Below are 22,960 nucleotides of genomic sequence, written 5' to 3'. Positions count from 1 at the left end.
GTAAAGAGAGACCATGACCAACCAGTTCGACCTCACCGACGAGCAGCGCGAGATCCAGGATCTGGCGCGCAAGTTCACCGCCGATCGCATCACGCCGTTCGCGAGTGAATGGGACGAGAAACGCCACTACCCGGTCGATGTGTGGAAGGCGGCGGGCGAACTCGGCTTCGGCGCGATCTATGTCGGCGAGGAGAGCGGCGGCATTGGCCTCGGCAGGCTGGAGGCGGCGCTGATCATGGAGGCGATGGCCTATGGTTGCCCCGCGACCAGCGCGTACATCTCGATCCACAACATGGCGACGTGGATGATCGACCGGTTCGGCGGCGCGGAGATCAAGGCGCGCTTCCTCCCCGATCTGGTCGGCATGAACAAGATCGCCAGCTATTGCCTGACCGAACCCGGCTCCGGTTCCGATGCGGCTGCGCTGAAAGCCAGCGCGCGCCGCGCCAAGGATTCTGGGGGCGATCACTATGTGCTGAACGGCACCAAGCAGTTTATCTCCGGTGCTGGCTATAATGACATCTATGTCTGCATGGTGCGCACCAGCGAGGAGAAGTCGAAAGGCATTTCCTGCCTCGTGATCGAGAAGGATACGCCCGGCCTTTCGTTTGGCGCGCCGGAACGCAAGCTGGGCTGGAACGCATCGCCGACCGCGCAGGTGATCTTCGAGGATTGCCGCGTGCCGATCGAGAACCGCGTCGGCGCGGAGGGAGATGGCTTCCGCTTCGCGATGGCCGGGCTGGACGGCGGGCGGCTCAACATCGGTGCGTGTTCGCTCGGCGGCGCGCAACGGTGTCTCGATGAATCGATCGCCTACACCAAGGACCGCCAGCAATTCGGCCAGCCGGTGTCCGATTTTCAGAACACCCAATTCACGCTTGCCGACATGGCGACCGACCTCGAAGCAGCGCGTGCCCTGCTGTATCTCGCTGCTGCCAAGGTCAGCGCCGACGCGCCCGACAAGTCGCGCTTCTCGGCGATGGCCAAGCGCCTCGCGACCGATAGCGGCTCCAGCATCGTCGATCGCGCGCTGCAATTGCATGGCGGCTACGGCTATCTGCAGGATTACCCGATCGAACGCTTCTGGCGCGACCTGCGCGTCCATTCGATCCTGGAGGGCACCAACCAGGTTATGCGCATGATCATCGGCCGGGAGCTGACGCGCCAATGATCATCACCCGACCCCGTATTCCTGCGAACGCAGGAATCCAGTGCCAAAAGCGGATCGCTCGTAACCCTGGGCTCCTGCCTGCGCAGGAGTACGGCGCATGACGGATGACATTCTCACGTCCGCAGAAGGATCGCTCGCTCGGATCCGGCTCAACCGCCCGAAGGCGATCCACGCGCTCAATACCCCGATGTGCGAGGCGATCCTCGCCGCGCTCGACACTTGGTCAACCCAAGCCGAAATCGCCGCGGTAGTCATCGACCATGCCGAGGGCAGGGGCTTCTGCGCGGGCGGCGACATCCGCATGTTGGCCGAAAGCGGCGCAAAGGACGGGGCGGAGGCACGGGCGTTCTTCCATGTCGAATATCGCATGAACCACCGCCTGTTCACCTACGCCAAGCCGATGGTCGCGTTCATGGACGGGATTACCATGGGCGGCGGTGTCGGCCTGTCGCTGCCGTGCGATTTCCGCGTCGCGACCGAAAACACGAAATTCGCTATGCCCGAAACCGGCATCGGCCTGTTCCCGGATGTCGGCGGTGGCTGGTATCTCTCGCGCCTGCCCGGCCGCACCGGGCAATATCTCGCGCTGACCGGGCACCGGCTCGACGGTTCCGAGTGCCTCGCACTGGGTCTCGCAACCCATTACGTGCCAAGCGCGGCGCTCGACGATGCCAAGGCGCGCATCGCCGCCGATCCGCAGGCCATTGCGACGATCCTCACCGATCTTTCCGCATCGCCCCCGGAGGCGCGCATCCTCGCGCATCGCGACGAGATCGATCGCCTGTTCGCCTCGGATCAACTTGAGGATATCTTCGCCGCGCTCGCCGCAGACGACAGCGAATGGGCGCAGCGACAACTCGCTACGCTCAGGACCAAGTCGCCACAGACGATGAAGGTCTCGCTCCGCCTGCTCCACGAGGGCCGGGTGATGCCGACGTTCGAAGACGAGATGCGTCAGGAATATGCCGTCGGCGCGCATGTCGTGCAGCGCCATGATTTCCTCGAAGGCGTCCGCGCGGTGATCGTCGACAAGGACAACGCCCCGAACTGGAATCCAGCGACGCCCGAGGGTGTGACCGATCACGTGATAGACCAGATCTTCGCGCCCTTGCCGGACGGCGAGGCGTGGACGCCGGGTTAAACGTCGTCCCGGCGGAGGCCGGGACCGCCGCGCAACGGCAGCCGGCCAGACACAAACACAGCGGTCCCGGCCTTCGCCGGGACGACGGAGAGACAGAATGACCTACGAAACCATCCTCGTCGAACAGCGCGGCCCCGTCACGCTGATCACGCTCAATCGCCCCCAGGCGCTCAACGCCCTCAACGCGCAGGTCCTTGCCGATCTGCTCGCCGCGCTCGCCGCATTCGATGCCGACGCCACGCAGGGCTGCGCCGTCCTCACCGGCAGCGAAAAAGCCTTCGCCGCCGGGGCCGATATCAAGGAGATGTCGGGACAGGGCTTTGCCGAGATGTACGGCACCAACCATTTCAGCGGCTACGAAACGCTGGCAAAGACGCGCAAGCCGATCATCGCCGCCGTCGCCGGGTTCGCGCTGGGCGGCGGGTGCGAATTGGCGATGATGTGCGATTTCATCCTCGCCGCCGACACCGCCAAGTTCGGTCAGCCCGAGATCAAGCTCGCCGTCGCCCCCGGCATGGGCGGATCGCAGCGCCTGACCCGCGCGGTCGGCAAGGCCAAGGCGATGGAGATGGTGCTCACCGGCCGCATGATGGGCGCGGAGGAAGCGGAACGCGCCGGGCTCGTCAGCCGCATCGTGCCTGCCGCCGATCTGGTCGAGGACGCAGTGAAGACCGCCACGACGATCGCCGGCATGGCCCCGCTGGCGGTGAAGGCGAACAAGGAAATGGTCGATGCCGCGTTCGAGACCGGCCTGGCGATGGGCGTGCAGTTCGAACGCCGCCTGTTCCACGGCCTGTTCTGCACCAGCGATCAGAAGGAAGGCATGGCCGCCTTCGTCGAGAAGCGCCCGGGGGTGTGGACGGGGAAGTGACTTAAAATCCCCCTCCCCTTCAGGGGAGGGGTGGGGGTGGGGCAGTGCAATCTCACCGAGACCAGCGTCGATGATGGGGCACGGCCCCACCCCAACCCTCCCCTGAAGGGGAGGGAGCAGAAGATAGGAGAGAGAGATGGCACGCGTAGCATTTATCGGCCTCGGCAACATGGGCGGCGGCATGGCCGCGAATCTCGCGAAGAAGGGTCACGACGTCCGCGCCTTCGACCTTTCGCCGGAAGCGCTGGAGCGAGCGGCGAAGGCCGGTTGCCTCCCCGCCGCGACCACCGCCGAAGCGTTGGAAGGCGCAGAGGCGGTCGTCACGATGCTCCCCGCCGGCAAGCATGTTGAAGGCGTCTATACGGACGCCGTCTTCGCCAACGCCCCGACCTCCGCGATCCTGATCGATTGCTCGACGATCGACGTCGCCACCGCGAAACGCGTCGCCGAAGCCGCACAGGCCAAGGGCTTCACCGCCGTCGACGCCCCCGTCTCGGGCGGGATAGGCGCGGCCAATGCTGGCACGCTCACCTTCATGGTCGGCGGCAGCGCGGAGGGCTTCGATCGCGCCGAGCCGTTTCTTGCCGATATGGGCAAGGCGGTGATCCACGCCGGCGCGAACGGCAGCGGTCAGGCGGCGAAGATCGTCAACAACATGCTGCTCGGCGTCACGATGGTCGGCACGTGCGAGGCGTTCCTGCTCGCGCAGAAACTCGGCCTCGATCCGCAGAAATTCTTCGACATTTCGTCGGTGTCATCGGGCCAGAGCTGGTCGATGACGAGCTACGCGCCGCTCCCCGGCGTCGGCCCCGATACGCCCGCCGATCACGATTATCAGGGCGGTTTCGCAACGGCGCTGATGCTCAAAGATCTGCGCCTGGCGATGGAAGCGGCACAGAATGCCGACGCGCAAACCCCGATGGGCGCGAAGGCGGCGGAACTTTACGAGACGTTCAACGCGGACGGGCAGGGGGGCGTGGACTTCTCCGGGATCATCCGGATGCTGGACGCTCAGGGCCGCTAGGCTTCGAGGTTGAGCGCCACCGCCTGAACGATCAGCGCGGTGAACGCCGCGGCATCGACCGTCTCGCCCTCGCGAAGGTCGATCGCTCGGCGCGTGCCACCCCCGAACCCAGCGTTGAACAGGCCGGTGGGGTCGTCGAGTGCCGCGCCACGCGCGAAGGTCAATTTGACATAGGCCTTGTAGACCTCACCGGTGCAGACGATCCCGGCATGCTCCCAGGTCGGCACGCCGGACGGGTTCGTGGGTTTGACCCATTTCACCGCCTCGACCATGTCGGGATCGGCCGCGAGGATCAGCGCCCGCATGCGAGCCAGGGTTTCGCCCCGCCAGTCGCCAAGCGCCGCGAGCTTCGCGTCGATGCGGGCGGATGGGGAGTCCTGGTCGGTCATACGTCCTGCTCGATGATTTTTCGTTGTCCCACGGATCGCGAAAATCGGCTGGCGCGGGCTATCGCTTCCTTATGATCTCGACGTCTCGCATGCGCAACCGGGCGCATCTCGATGCGCCAATGAGCGCAAAGTACAACATGGAAACGCCGCCCGCTTTCCGTGCAGGCGGCGCCCATCAACATCACGACATTCAGGCGTACCGCACGGTCGTCCGCTGCCGCCGCCGCATGGCACCGCCGACCAGGCCGAAGCCGCCGATCATCATCGCCCAGCTGGCCGGTTCGGGCACGGCCGTGGTCGCGAAGCCGAGCGCAGAGGCTTCGGCGGCGCTGAGCTTGAACGAATAGAGGAAGGTCGGGATCAGCGCGGTGCCGGTCGGGCAGGGCGTGCCGAGCGCCGGGGTGAACGAGACCGCATTCGCCTCCGGCCCCGAGGTGCAATATTCGAACTGCGTGCTGCTGCCGTCGAACTGCGTCACCGAGAAGTCGTTGTCGCTGATGATGAACAAGGCACGTCCGCCATCGGCCAGCATCGGGCTGAACGCCAGCCCTTCCAGCTTCTCGGCGATCGGGATGCCGGCGGCGACGAGCAGCGCCTGGATGTCGAGGAACGGCTGGGTGCCCTTGTTCACCGCGGTGACTCCCAGCGGCAGCGCCGACAGGCCGGCGAGCGAGATGTTGCTGATGTCGGTCGCGCCCGTCTTGTCGACGATATAGACGCGCTTGGATCCGATCGGCAGGCGGTTGGCGGTGTCGTCGACCCCCCATCCACGATTGTCGCGTTCGATTACCAGGAAGCGGCCGTCCGGCAATTGCGTGATCGACGATACGCCGATCGAGCGGCCCTGCTGGGTTGCGGTGAAGTCGTCGGCAGTGCCGGGGATGCGCCCGTTGATATCGGCAATGCTTTCCAGCGTGTAGGCGAACTGCGCTGTCGCATTGCCGGTGGCCACGTCGAACTCGACGATCCGCAGATTTCGGGCGCGACGGCCTTGCGTCTCGCCGCCGTTCACCGGGCCCTCGTTGACCAGCGGATCCTGCAGGATTGCATATGCCTTGGTCCCGTCGTTCGACAGCGTCAGCCCCTCGAAGCCGCGATTGTCCTGACGGCCGCTCGTGATCGTCGGGCGGCCATCGACATAATTGGGCGTGCCATCGGCCTGTTTGGGCAGCAGATTGGCCGGAATGGTGAAGGCGCGGACGTATCGGCCCTGGCTGTCGAATTCGTAGATCGACGGGCCATATTCGTCGGACACGATGAAATTGCCGTTGCTACGGATCGCGAGCCCTTCGGGGTCGAACGAGCGGCCCAGCGCGGCCTTGTCGCCGGCGAGCAGGCCGGGATTCTGCCCGCTGAACGCGACACCGTCCCGGGTGAAGATGATCGGTGCGCGCGCGGCGAAGTTCGAGATCGTGCCGTTGGTGGCGACATCGAGCGAGAAGGACTGGATGCGCGGCGCATAATCGAGCAGGCCGCCGCCGGGGCCGCGATCGGTCATCCCGTAATAAAGCCCGTCGGCGGCATTGTAGACGAGATCCGAGCCGAAACCGCCGAACCGATTGGCATCGTTGCCCCCGGTGACGACGTTCGGAATCCGCAAGGCGTTGACGAAGGTGATCGCCTGCGCGGGTGCGGACGCGATCATGCTCGCCGCCGCCAATGTCAAAGTCGTGAGAATACGCATCGTGAAGTCCCCCTATTAGTGAACGCGCCGTTAACGCGATTCCGTGACGTGGCCGTGACGGGAATGCTACGGTTCGGCGTCATCCGGCGCTTCCGTCGCGGTCGTTTTCCGCGCCGATCTGTCATGGCCTGCACCAGTTCACTTGCCGCCGGGTCCAATCCCGCTAAACCTTCCCGAGGGGAGACCAAGATGACCACGGCAACCGACGCCGCCACACCGGCACCGACGCGCAAGGAAATCCAGCTCGTCATCACCGCGTCGTCGCTCGGCACCGCGTTCGAATGGTACGATTTCTTCATCTACGGCACGCTTGCGGCCTCCGGCATCATCGGGCGCACCTTCTTCCCCGGCGGATCGGAACTGTTGCAGACCCTGTTCGCCTGGGCCGGCTTCGCGGTTGGCTTCGGCTTCCGGCCCTTGGGCGCGGTGCTGTTCGGGTTCCTCGGCGACAAATTGGGGCGCAAATACACCTTCCTCGTCACGATCACGCTTATGGGCGTCGCCACCGCCGGCATGGGCTTCGTGCCCTCCGCCGCCTCGATCGGCCTCGCGGCGCCCTTCATCCTGATCTTGCTACGCATCATGCAGGGGCTTGCGCTCGGCGGGGAATATGGCGGCGCGGCGATCTATGTCGCGGAACATTCGCCGCCGGGAAAATCCGGCTATTTCACCAGCTTCATCCAGGCCAGCGTCGTCGGCGGCTTCATCCTCAGCCTCGCCGTCGTGCTGATCACCAAGGGCGTGTTGCCGACATCGGTGTGGGAGGCATGGGGCTGGCGCCTGCCGTTCGTCTTCTCGCTGGTGCTGCTCGCGGTGTCGCTGTGGATGCGCCTGAAACTGTCCGAAAGCCCGGTGTTCAAATCGATGAAGGCGGCGGGCGAGACGGCGAAGAACCCGTTCGTCGAAAGCTTCACTTATCCCGGCAATCTCAAGCGGCTGTTCGTCGCGTTGTTCGGCATCGCCGCCGGGCTAACGGTGATCTGGTACACCGCGATGTTCACCGTCCTCTCGTTCCTGCAACAGACGATGCGCGTGCAGGAAACCGCCGCGCAGTTGATCGTCGGGTTGGGTGCCGCATCCGGCCTGTTCTGGTTCGTTTTGTTCGGTCGCCTGTCCGATCGGATCGGGCGCAAGACGCCGATCGTGGTGGGCTATGCCGCCACGCTCGTTTTGCTCTTCCCGGTCTTCTGGGCGATGGGCGGCGCGGCCAATCCAGGGCTGGCCCACGCGGCGCAGCGCGCGCCGGTGTTCGTCTCCGGCCCACGCTGCGCCTATGATCCGTTCGCCGCGAAACAGGCCGACGAATGCGGCCGGCTGCTCGATTATTTCTCAAAGAAAGGCGTCACCTACACCAAGGGCCGCACCCCGGTGACGATCGTCGCGATCGGAGGGGAGACGGTGAGCGACATCAGCCCCGCCGGCCTCGACGCGGCGATGACCAAGGCGGGCTACACGCTCGACAAGGTCGTGCCGCCGCCACTCAACATCGCGGTGATCCTGCTCGCGATCCTCGTGCTGGGCGCATTGTCGGGCAGCACGTTCGGGCCTGTCGCGGCGATGCTGTCGGAGATGTTTCCGCCGCGCATCCGCTACAGCTCGATGTCGATCCCCTATCATATCGGCACCGGTTATTTCGGCGGCTTCCTGCCCTTCATCAGCCAGTATATCGTCGCGCGCACCGGCGATCCCTATGCCGGCCTGTGGTACACATGGTGCGTGGTGGCGATGGCGCTGGTGGTTACATTGGTCGGCTACAAGCAACGCAAGCCCGGCGGGGCGCACGGAGATGCGGGCTGGTCCGACTAAGGCTGGCGCCCGCACGCCCGCACGGCTAACCGCTTTCGCGTGACCGCACCTCTACGCCTCCGCCTCGATACCGCCGCGCTGACCGACAATTGGCGCGCGCTCTCCCGGATGAGCGGCCGCGCGGCGTGCGGCGCGGCGGTGAAGGCTGACGGCTATGGCCTCGGCGCATCGGGCGTCGCGACGCGACTGGCCGAAGCCGGATGCCGCGACTTCTTCGTCTCCAATTGGGCTGAGGCGGAGGCGCTCGCTCCGCTGGGCCTGCCCGTCTCGGTGCTGCACGGCGTGCGCGAGGAGGATGTGCCGCTGGCCCTGTCCGGCATCGCCCGCCCGGTCCTCAACACGCCCGCCCAGGTTGCGCGCTGGAAAGCGGCGGGCGGCGGGGCGTGCGACGTGATGGTCGATACCGGCATGAACCGGCTTGGCCTGTCGCCGGACGATCTCGCATCGCTCGCGGGGCTGGAGATCCACACGCTGATGAGTCACCTCGCCTGTGCCGACGAGGATGTGGCGATGAACGCCCGCCAGCTCGCCGTCTTCACGGCACTGGCCGGCCGCACACAGGCCCGGCGTATGAGCCTCGCCAATTCCGCCGGCATCGCGCTGGGGGCGGACTATGCCTTCGACCTGACCCGCCCGGGTCTGGCGCTCTACGGCGGCATCCCCCGCGCGGAATTTGACGGTACGATCCGCCAGGTCGTCACTCCGGAAGCCCAGATCCTCCAGCGCCGCCGCGTCCCCGCCCGCGAGACCGTCGGCTACAACGCTACTTGGACCGCTGCGGTGGATACCGACGTGGCGATCATCAATCTAGGCTATGCCGACGGCTATTTCCGCGGCTTCTCCGACAAGGGATCGGCAGGCGGGGGCACCTGTCCGGTGATCGGCCGGGTCTCGATGGATCTCGTCGCGCTGGACGTGACGGCAGCACCGGTCGCGGAGGGCGATTGGGTTTCGTTGGACTATGCGCTGCCGGTTGCGTCTGCGCTATCGGGCATGTCGCAATATGAGTTGCTGACCGGGCTTGGGTCGCGGTTTGATCGGTACTGGCTTTAATGCGCTGCCCAAGGATCGTGGCGCGTTGCGCGGATCCAGCGCGTTGCAATCCATTTGGAGCCCGAAGTGACCGGTTGGCCAGCATGGCGTGACGACATGTCGGGCGTGCCGTCAGGCAAGACGTTGTCGAACAAAATGGCGTCGCCCGCATTGCAACGCACGGTCAGGCCATTGGCCAGAAATTGCGTCGCGCCGCCGCCATAGCCTTGGTTTAGATAGATGAGCATGGTGCGAACCCGCTGGTTGCGGGCGGCGGGCAGGGTGTCCACGTGCGGGCGATATTGCTGCCCTATGCCGTAGCGTAGGATCGTCAGCGGCTCGCCATTTTCGACCGGCGTTTCGCTGGCTGCAGCGATGCGGTGGTTCACGGCCCTCACTACCAGATCTTCGCGCGTCGGGCCGATTGCAGCTCCGTCGGAGGTCCTGATCGGATTGGCCACGGCCATCTTTGTTGACGGATCGATGACGGTGGCGGGTTCGAGCAGGGGAGCAGCGGTGTCGGCAATGTGCCGACATTCGTCTGGCGTCAAAAATCTATCGATGCGCCAGACGTTGGGTAAACGACTCAATTCCTCGAGCTGTGCGGGCTTGTTCGGAAAGCCGTCATCGCCAAGATTCATACGATCGAGCAGCGCTAATTGCCCCGCCGCGACATAGTCGGATTTCGCGGCAATTCGCAGCAGATGTGACGCCGCCGGCCAGTCGATCGATCCACCCGATCCGTTGGCGGTCAGAGCGATTTCCATCAAGGCACCATCGACATGCCCGATGGCCACTGCACGTTTTAGCAGTGCCCGCGCGGCGACGAGATCGCGCCGTAATGGCGTTCCCAGCAGATGCCAGACCGCCAATTGCATGATCGCGTCGACGTCATCCGCCCGCGCAGCGTCCTCGACCAGCGTTACAGCGGCAAGGTGATTGCCGACCGCCAGTTCTTTTTCGGCAATGGCAAGGATGCGGCCTGTCACGATGCCGTCAGCTCATAAACGAGAAGGGCCGGGGATCAATCCCCGGCCCTTCAAGTTGGCAGCTTCGATGAGTGTCAGAACTTCGCGACGAAGCCGACATAACCGTAACGACCACGGACGTCATAGATGCCCGAACCACCACCGACACCGGTCAGGCCGTATGGCGGCTGGCGGTTGGTGATGTTGTCCACGCCGATGTAGAAGTTGAACTGCTTGTTCACTTCGAGCTCGCCGCGGATGTCGTGGTAGCTGACGACCGGGTACTTCACGATCGGAGCATAATCGGTGTTCTGCGGCGGCTGGCCGTTGACCGAGTTATAATCCTCATACGTGTTGAGGTACTGCTTGCCGATCCACCGTACTGAATAGCCCATCGTGAACTTGCCGACCTTCAGGCTGGAGTTCACGTTGACCTGATCCTGCGGATCGCCAAGCTCGTTGGTGATCACGTTGACGAACGTCGGATCCGCCGGGTTGGTGAACGAGTCGTTCTGCAGCGTGTGCGTCCAGATCGCGGTCAGGTTCAGGCGACCCCAGCCGAAATCGTGACGGTATGCGACGTTGGTGTCGATACCGCGAACCTGCAGGCTGGCGAAGTTCGCCGTCGACTGCAGCAGCGAGCCTTCCAGAACACGGAACGCTTGCTCGCCACGGGGACCACCGGTTGCGCCGGCGCGCTGGAACAGGCCGCAGAACGGATTGTTCAGCGTCGGCGAGTCGTAGCACAAGTTCAGGATCTGCTGAGCCGAACCGGTCGCCGTGATGACGTCCTTGACCTTGATGTTGTAGTAATCGCTCGAGATCGACAGGCCCGGAGCGAACGAAGGCTGCCAGACGAAGCCGTACGTGTACGACGTGGACTTTTCAGCCTTCAGGTTCGGGTTGCCGCCGCTGACGATTTCCAGCGAGGACGAGTAGACATAATCGTAATCCGAAGGCCGGCCAGCTGCAGCACAATTGGCTGCACGGGTTGCCGAGCCGGTGCCGATGTTACGAGCCGCGCACGGATCGTTCGGTGCAGGTGCGAAGTTCTGGCTCTGCTGCGAAAACAGTTCGGACAGGTTCGGTGCACGAACGGAGCGCGAATATGCAGCGCGGAAACGCAACTGATCGATCGGACGCCAATCCACGCCACCGCTATAGGCATACACCGTGCCGGTGGAGCCCTTGTAGTTTGCGACACGGCCCGAACCCGAGACGGTCAACTCCCGCAGCAGCGGAACGTCCTTGATCAGCGGGAGACGCAACTCGCCATATGCTTCCTTCACTTCGAACGCCGGTGCGGTGAAGGTCGGGATGGCATTGTAGAACGCGTAACCAGCCTGGGTCGTGTCGTCCAAGTCGTAATAGTTCGTCTCACGACGATACTCGCCACCGACCGAGAAGCTGACGGGACCGCCGGGCAGTTCGAACAACTGGCTCAGGTCGCCGGCTACGAAGCCGGATGCCACGAACTGCGAAATACGACCAACGGCTTCCGATTGTACGGTCAGATAGTTCTTTGCAGCCTGGCTGACCGAACCGTCGCCGAACGGATTGATCGGAACGCAAGCCGCGATATCGGCTGCGAGAACCGCAGGATTGCCACCGCGATCCGCACCAGCATAGCGGGCATCGATCTGCGAACGGCAGACGACCTGGCCGGCGCCATTCACCGCGGTATCGTTCGCCAGCAGGAAGCGCTGACGATTGATGTTGTTCGCAATGACGTTGCGTTCTTTGTACTTTCCGTAGTTGACGGAAATTTCGTAGTTCCAGTCGTCGTTGAAATCACCCTTAATGCCGCCGACGAAGCGGAACGTTTCACGCCGGATGTTCTCATCGCGAATGCCCAGATCGACATAGTTGCGGCGGTTGCTGAAGCGGAACGAACCGTCCGCTACCTGAGCACGTGCCGTCGACTGCTGGAGCAGGCCGGCTGCCGACGTGCCAAAGGCAGTGCCGGTATTCGGGTTGACGCCCGAGTTGATCGCGGCGAGCAACTGCTGCGCCAGGATCGTACGAGCCGACGCCTGCAGATACGGGTTGTCGAGGCGAATGCCTTCGCGGTTGACGTTGCCCGCTGCAGCACCGGTGTTGAAGTACGAAGCATCGGTGATGCCGGTGACGCGCAGATTGTCACCCAGCGTCTGGCCTTGCGAGAAGAACGGGCCGCTGACCGAACCGAAGGCCGTGGTGCGGACGTACTTCGCCTCGAAGAACGGAACGAAGGCCGGCGAGATTTCGAAGTGACCGATCGCATTCACCGAATAACGGTTCAGCTCCGGCGACAGGGTCAGCAGTTCACCTTCGCGGCCCGAATAGCCGTTGCCGTTGATGAAGTTGCCGTTCGGGCCGAGGCCGACACGCAACCCGGTTTGCTGAACGAGCGAGCCGTTCGGCTGGAACAGATAGGCGCAGGTGAACGAATTGCCCACCGCATCGACGCCGCATGGCGCAGTGGCGGAGTTGGCGTAGCGGATGCCGATCTGGCCGCCGGTGGAGATCGTCGACGAGCGGATGTCCTGGAAATAGGCGCGATCGAAGATGCCGTCCGAACCGTTCACCGCAGTGGCCGGATCCGTGTCGACGACGACGAAACCATCGTTCTGGCGCAGATTGGGGCGGCCCGAACCGAAATAGCGGCTCTGATGCGCATATTCGAGGTTCAGCGCGATATTGCCACGACCGTCAGCGAAGTTCTTGCCGCCGAGAACCGACACGTACTGGTTGCCAGCGTCGCCATACTGGCTGATGCCCGACTGGCCGCGGATCTGCAGGCCGTCATACTTGTCCTTGAGGATGAAGTTGACGACGCCGGCAACGGCGTCCGAGCCATAGATCGACGAATTGCCGCCCGTCGTGATGTCGACGCGCTCGATCAGATCAGTCGGGAAAGTGTTGGTGTCGGGCGAGACGCCGTTGACCAGAATGTCGGATGCGACGTGGCGACGGCCGTTAACCAGAACCAGCGTACGCTGCGTGCCCAGACCGCGAAGATCGAGCAGGTTGAGGCCGCGCGTGCCGAGGAAGCGGGTGGAGTTCCCCTGGCTGAACGTGCTGCGCAGCTGTGGCAGATCGTTCAGCACGTCGCCGATCGAAACACGACCGGTTTCGAAGAATGCTTCGCCCTGCACAACAGTGACAGGAACGGTCGATTCGAGGTTCGGCGAGCGAATGCGCGAGCCGGTAACCACGACCGAATCATCATCCGACTGATCCGTCGATGCGGTTGCCGAAGGCGATCCAGCAGGAGCGGTCGCCTGAGCGAAAGCGGCCGCAGGGATCATGGCAACGCCAGCCGCAAGAGCGGTGGCCGCCAGAAGGCGGGTCTTCAACATGGAATAATTCCCCCAAAACAGGCGCACTTCGGTGCGCGGATGTCGGTTTAATGAAGGGGGGGTGACAAATTCACAACGTTAATCCAGCGTTCAGACGCGCCTTCCGGCCTTTTTGTGTCGGCATGTAGCGAAAATGCAACATGCGTTGCCGCCTGGAAATATTACCGCTCCAGGCACATCGCGATGCCCATCCCGCCTCCGATGCAAAGCGTCGCCAACCCCTTCTTCGCATCACGCTTCTGCATCTCGTAGATCAGCGTGGTCAGCACGCGCGCGCCGCTGGCGCCGATCGGATGGCCGATGGCGATCGCGCCGCCATTGACGTTCACCTTCTCCGCATCCCAACCGAGTTCCTTGCCGACCGACAGTGCTTGCGCCGCGAATGCTTCGTTCGCTTCTATCAGGTCGAGATCGCCGACCGTCCAGCCGGCCTTTTCCAGCGCGCGGCGGGTCGCGGGGACGGGGCCGATGCCCATGATCGAGGGGTCGACGCCGGCCGAGGCCCAGCTCTTGATCGTGGCGAGGATCGGCGATCCTCGCCGCTCGGCTTCCTCGCGGCTCATGATCACCAGTGCCGCCGCGCCGTCGTTCAGGCCGCTGGCGTTCGCAGCGGTGACCGTGCCGTCCTTCTTGAACGCGGGCTTCAGGCCGGACACGCTGTCGAGCGTTGCGCCGTCGCGGATATATTCGTCCTGCGCCACGATCGTGTCGCCCTTGCGACCTTTGATCGTGACCTCGGCGATCTCGTCCTTGAACCGCCCGGCCGCGCGCGCGGCGGAGGCGAGGTTCTGCGATCGGACCGAGAACTCATCCTGCTGCCCGCGCGTGATCTGGTACTGCTCGGCCAGATTCTCGGCGGTGATGCCCATGTGATAATGGTTGAACACGTCGGTCAGGCCGTCGCTGATCATCGTGTCGATGATGGCGACATTGCCCATCTTGGTGCCGCCGCGCAGGTTCTGGGCGTGGGCCGAAAGCGACATGCTCTCCTGTCCGCCGGCCACCACGATCGTCGCGTCGCCGGACTGGATCGCCTGTGCCGCCAGCGCCACCGCGCGCAGGCCCGATCCGCACACCTGGTTCACGCCCCAGGCGGGAACTTCCTTCGGCACGCCCGCCGCCATCGATGCCTGACGCGCCGGGTTCTGGCCCTGCGCGGCGGTGAGCACCTGGCCCATGATCACTTCGGACACGTCCTCGCCCGCGACACCGGCCTGTGCCAGCGCCGCCTCGATCGCGATGCGGCCGAGTTCGTGCGCCGGGGTGGCGGCGAACGCACCCAGGAAGCTGCCGACGGGCGTACGCTTGGCGGCGGTGATGACGATGTCCATGAGATGCGCTCCTGCTGTTCGTTGCGCGCTATCTAGTCCGGGGCAGTGCGCTAATCCAGTGGGCCAAAGGTTCCCACAATTGCGCCCGCCCACCGCGCCCCACGATCATGCCGACATGCCCCGCGCCCAGATCGCGCCGGTCGGGCAGATCGGCCGCGCTGGCGGCGGGAACGATGCGGTCGCTCATCGAGACGAAGTCGATTCCCGGACAGGGAAGGGCCCTGGGATCGACCGTCGCGCCGCCGATAAGCCACCCGCCACCGCCGGTCAGATTGCCGCCGATGAACTGCTCGAACAATTGCGCGCCGGCCGCATAGGTCAGCGGCGCGCCGGCATTGGCCCAATCCTCCATCGCCACGAATAATGCGGCCTCGCGACTGCCCGGTTCCATCGCGGCGAACGTTTCGTATTTGGCGATCGTGCGCGCGGGGTCGAGCCGCCAGAAGCCGGATTGCAGCACCTCCATCGGCACCAGCCCCATCGCCGCGCATGCCGGTTTCGCTGCGGCCCACAATTCCGCCATATCGGCCCGCGCCTGCTCCCCGAAACCATCGAACGTCCAGGGCGCGGCGATCAGCGCAAGGCCCGTCAGGGGCACCGAACACGCCGCCGCCAGCGTCATCGTCCCGCCCAGGCAATAGCCGACCAGCACCGGCGGCTCGTCCAGCTTGGCGATCAGCGGCAGCAACAATGTCTCGACATGGGCGGTCACGTCCATCTCGCGGTCCTTCGGGGTCGGTGTCCCCCAGTCGAGCAGATAGGGATGGAAACCCTGCGCCGCGATCCAGCGCAGCAGCGACACGTCCGGCGCGAGATCCAGAATGAAGGGCGGGTTGATCAGCGAAGGCACGAACACCACCGGACGCTTCCCGTCTCCCTTCACCCCATAGTCGCGCAGCCGCGCCCGACCCTTGCGATACCGCGCCGGCGCGGGCTTGCGCACCCGCCCGCGCGGTGCCTCCTGATAAGCGCGCAATCCCGTCAGCGCCGCCGCCCGACTCTCGTGCGATGCTGCGGTTTCGCTGCGCAGCATATCCAGAAACAGCGGCAAGGGCCGTGGGCCGTGTTGCGGTGCGGCATGAAAGGGTGGTACAGGCCGGTCAAACAAGCGCAGGGGAGCCTTTCGTGGTGAAGAAGCAGAGCGCGGGCGACGGCCCGGTCGTCATCAAGAAATACGCCAATCGCCGTCTCTATAACACCGAGACGTCCTCTTACATCACGCTCGAACATCTGGCCGCGATGACGCGCGAGGGCCGCGACTTCAAGGTCGTCGATGCCAAGACCGACGAAGACATTACGCACAACGTCCTCACCCAGATCATCATGGAAGAGGAATCGCGCGGCCAGACGATGCTGCCGGTTAATTTCCTGCGCCAGTTGATCGCGATGTACGGCGATTCGATGCAGGCGATGGTGCCGGGCTATCTGGAAGCGTCGATGGACAGTTTCCGCCGCAACCACGAACAGTTCAAATCGGCGGTCGAGGGCGCGTTCGCCAATTCGCCTTTCGCCGAGATCGCCAAGCGCAACCTGGCGATGTTCGAAGCCGCGGCCACGGCATTCAAGCCGGGTGCGATGCCGGGCGTCACGCCGTCCGCGAGTGCATCCTCATCCTCCGCGACCAGCCACGCATCGTCCGCTCCTGCGTCGAGCAAGGACGACGAGATCGCCGCGCTCAAGGCCGAACTCACCAAGCTGAACGACAAGATCGAGAAGCTGAATCAGTAACTGGTTCGGATTGCCGGTCAGCGATGCGGCGGTGCCTTGGCTGGGTGCCGCCGTCATTGCGTTGGCCGTCGCATTGCTCGCCGGGCTGGGCGAACGGCGGCGCAAGCGGCGGGTGGATCTCGATCGCGTGGGGTTGGTCGATTGGCCGACCGTCCAGATGATCGCGTTCGTCGCGGTGGCGATCTTCGGGATCATCGCGTGGCATGCTTAGCTTAGATCCACGGCTCCACCCCCGTTCGCCCTGAGCCTGTCGAAGGGCACGCGCAGCGCTTGGGCTTCGACAGGCTCAGCCCGAACGGGGTGGTCGGGAGTAGCCAATCCATACCGGGCGAGGAGCCCCGATCAATAAAACGGCCGCAGCGTCAGCGTCCGGCGCGATCCGTCGCACATGTCGAGCGCCACCACCCGCCCGGTCTTGCCGATCGACCAGTTCGAGAGCGGACTGCCCGGATAATCGCTCGGGATCGAACTGCCGTCGATCATGCAGATCGTCTCGCCGGTGCGCCATCCGGCGCGCTCCGCCGGGCTGCCCCGCATCACGTGCAGCACGCGCAGCCGATCCTTCTCCGCCGACACGAGCACGCCGCTGGTCGATTTCAGCGGTTGGGCATCGGCTTCGGGGCCGGGCTTCAGCACCATCCGCCCCGCCTTCGGGTCGAGCAGCACGCGATACTTTTGCAGGAAGCCCGATCCGATCCGCCCGGCCATCCCCATGCGCTGCGAAAAGCCGCCCGAGGATTCGACCTGCAGTTCGACGTTCCTGGCGGTCAGCGCCCCCATCTTCATCTCTTCGAGAATGACGAGATCGGTGACGATCGCACCCCCCAGCCCATACGAGATGGTCGAGGTGCGTGCCGGCGGGATCAGCCGCGCAGTGGCCCAGCTTTCCGCCGACAGCGTCACTGCATTGCCGTCGCCGGTATCGACGATCAGCGGGCGCAACCGCCGGCCGTTCAGGCTGATCTCGCCGGTGTAGACCAGCCGGTCGCGCGACACCGTCAGTGGCGCGGTCGCGCCGGCGAACGGCATCCGGCCCGACGGCAGCAGCCGGAAGCGCCGCGTCTCATAGTCAATGTCCAGCGCATAGCCCTCGGTCAGGTCGCGCCCGACGAGCATCTCGATCGGCCGCGCGCTGCCGGTCGCGGTGGCGGGCAGGGCCGCGACGCTGATACTGCCCCCCTCGCGCGTCAGCCCGCCCAGCCGGATCGTCTTCGTGTCGATCCAGCCGATCGGCACCACCCCGCCGATCGCGCTCGCACTGCCGCCGCTGCGCACCTTCAGCCGCTGCGTGGCGACATAGGCGCGCGACAGGACCGTGAAGCTGACGCCGGTATCGAGGATCGCGGTGACCGGTGCCCCATCCAGATCGAGCGTGAAGCGGATCTGGTTACCGGGCGTGAGATCGAACGGCACCCACACGCCTTCCGTATCGGGCGACAGCACATCCTTTGCCGGCGGCGATGGCGATGTCGCTGCGGTGCTCAGCAGGAGCAGGGCCGCGAAAACGGAACGCACGCGCAAGATCAGTCGAGAAAGAGGTAGCGTGGATCGAACTCGGCGAACGTCTTCAACGCCGGCCAGTCGATGATCCGCACCAGCCCTTGCCGGAACTCGACCAGATTCTGCTCGCGCAGTTTGCGCAGCATGCGGTTGGCATGCACCGCGGTCAGCCCGGTCGCGTCGGCCAAGTCGATCTGCGTCACCGGGAAGTCGAACTCCTGCCCCCGCGTCATGCCGATCCGCTCCAGCCGCACGAACATCTCGCACACCAGATGCGCCAGCCGGACCGCTGCACCACGCGCGCCGACCGAGACGATCCATTCGCGGCTGATCGCGGCATCGATCAGCGTCGATCGCCACAGCAATTCGGTCAGCGTCGCCGAACGCTCGGTCAGCTTGCGGACCTCGGCATGTGGAAAGGTCGCCACCGTCACCGGCGTCAGCGCGGCCACCGAATGTTCGAGCCGCTTGAGCGGATAGGAATGCAGATCGACGAAATCGCCGGGGACGTGGATCGCCAGTATCTGCCGCCGTCCCTCCGGCGTGTCGCGGAAGCGTTCGATGAAACCACTGAGCAGCAAGGTACACTGCGTCAGCGGCACGTTCTCGCGCACGATCACGCGCTTTGCGGGGAAATCCACGGTGCGTGACGCCGCCGCTTCCAAGGCCGCCGCATCGTCATCCGAAAGCACCGGCGTGCGGTGCGTCTGCAGGAACAGGCGCGTGACCATGATGTCCTTCGAACCCTTTTAGAAATAAGCCGGAACGCTCCGGACACGAAGCGCGTTGAAGACCTTCAATACACCGGGAAAGTCGAATGTCACGAGCGCCCAACGATACGCCGACCACCGCCAGTGCCGAGGATGGCGAGGTGATGCTCGACGGGCCGGGCGGCCTGGCCGTATCGTTGACGCCGAACGCGGCCGAAGCGTCGGCCGCCGCGATCGCACAGGCGGCGACCATCGCGCGCGGGCAGATGCCACGGGCGAAATCCTGCGGTGATTGAAGCGGTGGTCGCATCGGCTTAGCGTCGCGACATGGCTGATCCCAAGGTTCTTGCGTTCGATGTTTTCGGCACCGTGGTCGATTGGCGATCCGGCATCGCGCGTGACGCGAAGCCGTTCCTCGCCGAATGCGATCGCAGCGATATCGATCCAGGCCTCTTCGCCGATCAATGGCGTGCGCTTTATCAACCGGCGATGGAGGAATGCCGCTCCGGCCAACGGCCTTACACCCGGCTGGACATACTCAATCGGGAGACGCTGGAGGCGTTGCTGACCCGTCTCGGCATCGATCCGCGATCGATCGACGAGGCCCGCCTGCACGATCTCGCCTTCGCCTGGCGCAGGCTCGATCCGTGGCCCGATGCGGTCGCGGGGCTCACCCGGCTCAAGGCGCGCTTTCCGATCGTCACGCTCTCCAACGGCAACACCGCGCTGACGCTGGCGATGGCGAAGCGTGCCGGCCTGCCTTGGGATGCGATCCTCGGGGCCGAATCGACCGGTCTCTATAAGCCGCTCCGGGGCAGCTATCTCGGCACTGCCGACATCCTTGGTATCGCGCCACACGAACTGTGTCTCGTCGCCGCGCATCACAGCGATCTTGCCGCCGCCCGCGCTGCGGGGCTCGCGACCGCTTATGTCGATCGGCCGCAGGAATATGGCGGCGCGCCAGCGCCCGACGCACATTTCGTGCAGGCATGGGATTTTACTGCCGACAGCTTGACACAACTTGCCGACCGGTTCTGATTTAGGGCCGTTTCGGGGTGCAAAATATATTTCGAAATTGCCGCTCGGCCCTTGCGTTTGCGCAAAGCCAGCTTTGACCACGCGTCGCTGCATTACGGCATTGCCTGGGTGCCACGAACCGACTCGTACGAGCGACGAACCGAGTCCCTAATCTGTCATTTACCGGCTTGCGTCGCATCGCGATTGGGCACAATCTGTAGGGGTTGAGTTCGGGGGCGAACCCAAGAACTGGTAGAGAGCAACCCGTGACACCATATTGCGGGGGTGCCGTCGCGCGGTCGCGGGACCGATGGCGAAGGGCATATTTTGTTCTCCTGAATCGCCGCCGAATGATAGCATGGGGGTTCGCCCCCGATTCGAACGGATCGGGAACACCGATCTTGTGACAGAGTTTGATCGAGGGACGTGAGCGATGGATTTCAGGGACAGCCAGGAAGCGAGCGGAACGATGGCAAGCGATACGATGGAAGCAGTGGAAACGATGATCGCAAACGCGACGGCGAAGGCTGGCGGCGTCGATCGCAAGCTGGAAACGCGCGGCGATTCCAAGGAAGTGAAGCCGCAATTGTTTCCGGTCGAGGTCGATCATTCGCGCGACGCGCTGCTGACCGATTTCGGCAAGGACACGCTCACCGATCGCTATCTGCTGCCGGGCGAGCGCTTCCAGGATCTCTTCGTCCGCGTCGCCTCGGCTTATGCCGATGATGCGGCGCATGCGCAGCGCCTGTACGATGCGATCTCGCAGCTCTGGTTCATGCCCGCCACGCCGGTCCTGTCGAACGGCGGCACCGGGCGCGGCCTGCCGATCTCGTGCTTCCTCAATTCGGTGCCGGACAGTTTGAACGGCATCGTCGACACTTGGAACGAGAATGTCTGGCTCGCCTCGCGCGGCGGCGGTATCGGCACCTATTGGGGCAATGTGCGCGGCATCGGCGAGCCGGTCGGCCTGAACGGCAAGACCAGCGGCATCATCCCGTTCGTCCGCGTGATGGATTCGCTGACGCTGGCGATCTCGCAAGGTTCGCTGCGCCGCGGATCGGCCGCCTGCTATCTCGACGTCAGCCACCCGGAGATCGAGGAGTTCCTCGAAATCCGCAAGCCCTCGGGCGATTTCAACCGCAAGGCGCTGAACCTCCACCACGGCGTGCTGATCACCGACGATTTCATGGAAGCGGTGCGCGACGGCGCGGAATGGAACCTCCGTTCGCCCAAGGACCAGTCGATCCGCGCCACGCTCGATGCGCGCAGCCTGTTCCAGAAACTGGTCGAGACCCGTCTCGCCACCGGTGAGCCGTACATCGTCTTCGCCGATCATGTGAACAAGACGATGCCCAAGCATCATCGCGATCTCGGCCTCAAGGTCTCGACCTCGAACCTGTGCAGCGAGATCACGCTGCCGACCGGCAAGGATCATCTCGGCAACGATCGCACTGCGGTCTGCTGCCTGTCGTCGCTCAACCTCGAAACCTGGGACCAGTGGAAGGACCAGAAGGGTTTCATCGAGGACGTGATGCGCTTCCTCGACAACGTGCTGCAGGATTTCATCGAGCGGGCCGAACCCGGCATGGAACGCGCCGCATACAGCGCCGCGCGCGAACGCTCGGTCGGCCTCGGCGTCATGGGCTTCCACTCCTTCCTCCAGGCGCGCGGCCTGCCGTTCGAAGGCGCGATGGCCAAGTCGTGGAACCTGCGCATGTTCAAGCACATCCGTGGGCAGGCCGACGAGGCGTCGATGCACCTCGCCAACGAACGCGGCCCGTGCCCTGACGCCGCCGACATGGGCGTGATGGAGCGATTCAGCTGCAAGATGGCGATCGCGCCGACCGCGTCGATCTCGATCATCTGCGGCGGCACCAGCGCGTGCATCGAGCCGATCCCGGCCAACATCTACACGCACAAGACGCTGTCCGGCTCCTTCTCGGTCAAGAACCCGTATCTCGAAAAGCTGCTGATCGAGAAATCGAAGAACAGCGATGCGGTGTGGAACACGATCCTGGAGCAGGGCGGCAGCGTCCAGCACCTCGATTTCCTCACCCAGGAGGAGAAGGATTGCTACAAGACCAGCTTCGAGATCGACCAGCGCTGGCTGCTCGAACTGGCCGGCGATCGCACGCCGTTCATCGATCAGGCGCAGTCGCTCAACCTGTTCATCCCGGCCGATGTCGAGAAGTGGGATCTGCTGATGCTCCACTTCCGCGCTTGGGAACTGGGCATCAAATCGCTTTACTATCTCCGCTCCAAATCCGTGCAACGCGCCGGCTTCGCGGGCGGCGTGGAGGCCGACAACACGATCGACGCCCCGAAATACGAGTTCGAGACGACGGACTACGACGAATGCTTGGCGTGTCAGTGACGGGCAGGGCGCGCGGAGAATTGGAGCCGCATTATCCTCTACCCCGTTCGTCCTGAGCCTGTCGAAGGACGTGGATCAGGCGCTGCGCTAGGAGGCACGTGCTTCGACAAGCTCGGCACGAACGGGGTGGGTGAAACGAGCGCCCGAAACGCGCACGAAAGAGTAATTGATGACCCAGGCCGCATTCTCGCAAAGAAAAACCCCGGCCCGCGCGATGCGGACCGGGGCTTTGCGTGCGTCGGCTAGGCTGAAGGGCTTACGCCTCTTCTTCCAGGCCCACGGCGACATCGGCGTTCGCGCTCAGGCGGACCTTGTCGCCCTCGACGCCGGCGACCAGGCCGCCGGAGATGTAGTGGTGATGCCCTTCATGGCTGCCCGATCCTTCGGACACCTGGGCACCGCTGTCCTTCTTGGTCAGCTTGATGCGGTCGCCCTCGACATGATCGACGGTGCCGACATGCACGCCGTCCGCGCCGATGACTTCCATATGTTCCTTGATTGCGCTCAGATCGGCCATGATGTTTGCTCCTTGGCGGTTGTTGCGGGTGTTGAACGCGCGACCGCGGAGTTGGTCGCATGAGCTGGCAAATCCTGATCATGTTCGCGGTCGGCGGCGTGCTGACGCTGATCGGCGCGGGCCTGCTCCTCGCGCTCACCCGCCCCGCCGGGCCGGCCAAGGTCTATGTCTACCGCATGGTCGGCATCATGGCGGTGTCCGGCGGCGTCGTGCTCGCCATGTCGGCCGCCGCGATGTGGGACTGGAGCGCGGTATCGTGAGCGCGTTATGGTTTCTTGTCTTCGTTTGTGCGTTGGTGGTTGCGTTTCCGAAGATGCTTGTGCGTCTCCGACTTAGCACAAGCAGAGGCATAGGTG

The 22,960-nt window shown here is 64.4% G+C and carries 20 protein-coding genes and 2 pseudogenes; 12 read left to right on the top strand and 10 right to left on the bottom strand.

Annotated elements, in window-relative coordinates:
• The first annotated feature begins 13 nt into the window (after window positions 1–13).
• The 4 genes from U1738_RS05145 (at window position 14) to mmsB (ending at window position 4,207) form a co-directional block, all read left to right on the top strand.
• Window positions 14–1,171: an acyl-CoA dehydrogenase family protein gene (locus tag U1738_RS05145; RefSeq protein WP_332787932.1), complete on the top strand. Its 1,158-nt coding sequence runs from the start codon at window positions 14–16 to the stop codon at window positions 1,169–1,171.
• A 97-nt stretch (window positions 1,172–1,268) separates the two neighbouring features.
• The gene (locus U1738_RS05140; RefSeq protein ID WP_332787931.1) at window positions 1,269–2,312 is read left to right on the top strand and encodes an enoyl-CoA hydratase/isomerase family protein; all 1,044 of its coding nucleotides are present in this window, start codon (window positions 1,269–1,271) and stop codon (window positions 2,310–2,312) included.
• Window positions 2,313–2,409: 97 nt separating this feature from the next.
• Window positions 2,410–3,183, top strand: a complete 774-nt coding sequence (locus U1738_RS05135) for an enoyl-CoA hydratase (RefSeq protein WP_332787930.1) — start codon at window positions 2,410–2,412, stop codon at window positions 3,181–3,183.
• Window positions 3,184–3,319: 136 nt separating this feature from the next.
• Entirely contained in the window at window positions 3,320–4,207 is an 888-nt protein-coding gene (gene mmsB / locus U1738_RS05130) for a 3-hydroxyisobutyrate dehydrogenase (RefSeq protein ID WP_332787929.1), read from the top strand.
• On the opposite strand, the gene U1738_RS05125 is transcribed toward mmsB, so the two are convergent.
• From U1738_RS05125 to U1738_RS05120, 3 genes and pseudogenes are all read right to left on the bottom strand, one after another.
• Entirely contained in the window at window positions 4,204–4,596 is a 393-nt protein-coding gene (locus U1738_RS05125) for a DUF1801 domain-containing protein (RefSeq protein WP_332787928.1), read from the bottom strand. The two genes, mmsB and U1738_RS05125, sit on opposite strands and share 4 nt — an antisense overlap.
• Before the next feature lie 190 nt (window positions 4,597–4,786).
• Window positions 4,787–4,894: pseudogene (locus U1738_RS20260) on the bottom strand (PEPxxWA-CTERM sorting domain-containing protein); the annotation flags it as partial.
• Window positions 4,895–5,089: 195 nt separating this feature from the next.
• Window positions 5,090–6,241, bottom strand: a pseudogene (locus U1738_RS05120) (esterase-like activity of phytase family protein); the annotation flags it as partial.
• 228 nt (window positions 6,242–6,469) lie between these two features.
• Between U1738_RS05120 and U1738_RS05115 the strand changes: the two are divergent.
• Both U1738_RS05115 and U1738_RS05110 read left to right on the top strand, forming a co-directional pair.
• On the top strand, window positions 6,470–8,086 hold the full coding sequence (locus U1738_RS05115) for an MFS transporter (protein ID WP_332787926.1): 1,617 nt from the start codon (window positions 6,470–6,472) through the stop codon (window positions 8,084–8,086).
• Window positions 8,087–8,125: 39 nt separating this feature from the next.
• Window positions 8,126–9,139 (top strand): alanine racemase, encoded by a 1,014-nt coding sequence (locus tag U1738_RS05110; RefSeq protein ID WP_332787925.1) that lies wholly within the window; start codon window positions 8,126–8,128, stop codon window positions 9,137–9,139.
• Here U1738_RS05110 and U1738_RS05105 read toward each other — a convergent pair.
• The 4 genes from U1738_RS05105 to U1738_RS05090 form a co-directional block, all read right to left on the bottom strand.
• Window positions 9,136–10,107, bottom strand: coding sequence for a 2OG-Fe(II) oxygenase (locus U1738_RS05105; protein WP_332787924.1), 972 nt, complete (start codon window positions 10,105–10,107; stop codon window positions 9,136–9,138). The two genes, U1738_RS05110 and U1738_RS05105, sit on opposite strands and share 4 nt — an antisense overlap.
• 74 nt (window positions 10,108–10,181) lie before the next feature.
• Window positions 10,182–13,376, bottom strand: a complete 3,195-nt coding sequence (locus U1738_RS05100) for a TonB-dependent receptor domain-containing protein (RefSeq protein ID WP_332788225.1) — start codon at window positions 13,374–13,376, stop codon at window positions 10,182–10,184.
• A gap of 212 nt (window positions 13,377–13,588) precedes the next feature.
• Window positions 13,589–14,758 carry an acetyl-CoA C-acetyltransferase gene (locus U1738_RS05095; RefSeq protein ID WP_332787923.1) on the bottom strand — a complete coding sequence of 390 codons (1,170 nt, stop codon included), beginning with the start codon at window positions 14,756–14,758 and terminating at the stop codon, window positions 13,589–13,591.
• A gap of 28 nt (window positions 14,759–14,786) precedes the next feature.
• Window positions 14,787–15,791: an alpha/beta fold hydrolase gene (locus U1738_RS05090; protein ID WP_443026984.1), complete on the bottom strand. Its 1,005-nt coding sequence runs from the start codon at window positions 15,789–15,791 to the stop codon at window positions 14,787–14,789.
• Between the two features lie 95 nt (window positions 15,792–15,886).
• On the opposite strand from U1738_RS05090, the gene phaR reads away from it, so the two are divergent.
• On the top strand, window positions 15,887–16,486 hold the full coding sequence (phaR, locus tag U1738_RS05085) for a polyhydroxyalkanoate synthesis repressor PhaR (RefSeq protein ID WP_332787921.1): 600 nt from the start codon (window positions 15,887–15,889) through the stop codon (window positions 16,484–16,486).
• A 10-nt stretch (window positions 16,487–16,496) separates the two neighbouring features.
• On the top strand, window positions 16,497–16,697 hold the full coding sequence (locus U1738_RS05080; RefSeq protein ID WP_332787920.1) for a hypothetical protein: 201 nt from the start codon (window positions 16,497–16,499) through the stop codon (window positions 16,695–16,697).
• 131 nt (window positions 16,698–16,828) lie between these two features.
• Here U1738_RS05080 and U1738_RS05075 read toward each other — a convergent pair whose 3' ends face one another.
• Entirely contained in the window at window positions 16,829–18,001 is a 1,173-nt protein-coding gene (locus U1738_RS05075; protein WP_332787919.1) for an aspartyl protease family protein, read from the bottom strand.
• Between the two features lie 8 nt (window positions 18,002–18,009).
• Complete coding sequence (locus U1738_RS05070) at window positions 18,010–18,717, bottom strand: Crp/Fnr family transcriptional regulator (RefSeq protein WP_332787918.1); 708 nt, start codon at window positions 18,715–18,717, stop codon at window positions 18,010–18,012.
• Between the two features lie 86 nt (window positions 18,718–18,803).
• Here U1738_RS05070 and U1738_RS05065 point away from each other — a divergent pair, with 86 nt between their 5' ends.
• From U1738_RS05065 to U1738_RS05055, 3 genes are all read left to right on the top strand, one after another.
• A complete protein-coding gene (locus U1738_RS05065; RefSeq protein ID WP_332787917.1) occupies window positions 18,804–18,992 on the top strand; it encodes a hypothetical protein in 189 nt (62 codons plus the stop codon).
• Between the two features lie 31 nt (window positions 18,993–19,023).
• On the top strand, window positions 19,024–19,734 hold the full coding sequence (locus U1738_RS05060; RefSeq protein WP_332787916.1) for a haloacid dehalogenase type II: 711 nt from the start codon (window positions 19,024–19,026) through the stop codon (window positions 19,732–19,734).
• A gap of 412 nt (window positions 19,735–20,146) precedes the next feature.
• Entirely contained in the window at window positions 20,147–22,087 is a 1,941-nt protein-coding gene (locus U1738_RS05055; protein ID WP_332787915.1) for a ribonucleoside-diphosphate reductase subunit alpha, read from the top strand.
• 256 nt (window positions 22,088–22,343) lie between these two features.
• Here U1738_RS05055 and U1738_RS05050 read toward each other — a convergent pair whose 3' ends face one another.
• A complete protein-coding gene (locus tag U1738_RS05050; RefSeq protein ID WP_055777530.1) occupies window positions 22,344–22,604 on the bottom strand; it encodes a DUF2171 domain-containing protein in 261 nt (86 codons plus the stop codon).
• Between the two features lie 59 nt (window positions 22,605–22,663).
• On the opposite strand from U1738_RS05050, the gene U1738_RS05045 reads away from it, so the two are divergent.
• Window positions 22,664–22,864 carry a hypothetical protein gene (locus tag U1738_RS05045; protein WP_332787914.1) on the top strand — a complete coding sequence of 67 codons (201 nt, stop codon included), beginning with the start codon at window positions 22,664–22,666 and terminating at the stop codon, window positions 22,862–22,864.
• The last annotated feature ends 96 nt before the right edge of the window (window positions 22,865–22,960 follow it).

The sequence above is a fragment of the Parasphingomonas caseinilytica genome, assembly GCF_036663755.1.
Taxonomy (GTDB): domain Bacteria; phylum Pseudomonadota; class Alphaproteobacteria; order Sphingomonadales; family Sphingomonadaceae; genus Sphingomonas.
Note: the sequence above shows the minus strand (reverse complement) of the source record. Positions and strands in the feature narration are given on the sequence as shown.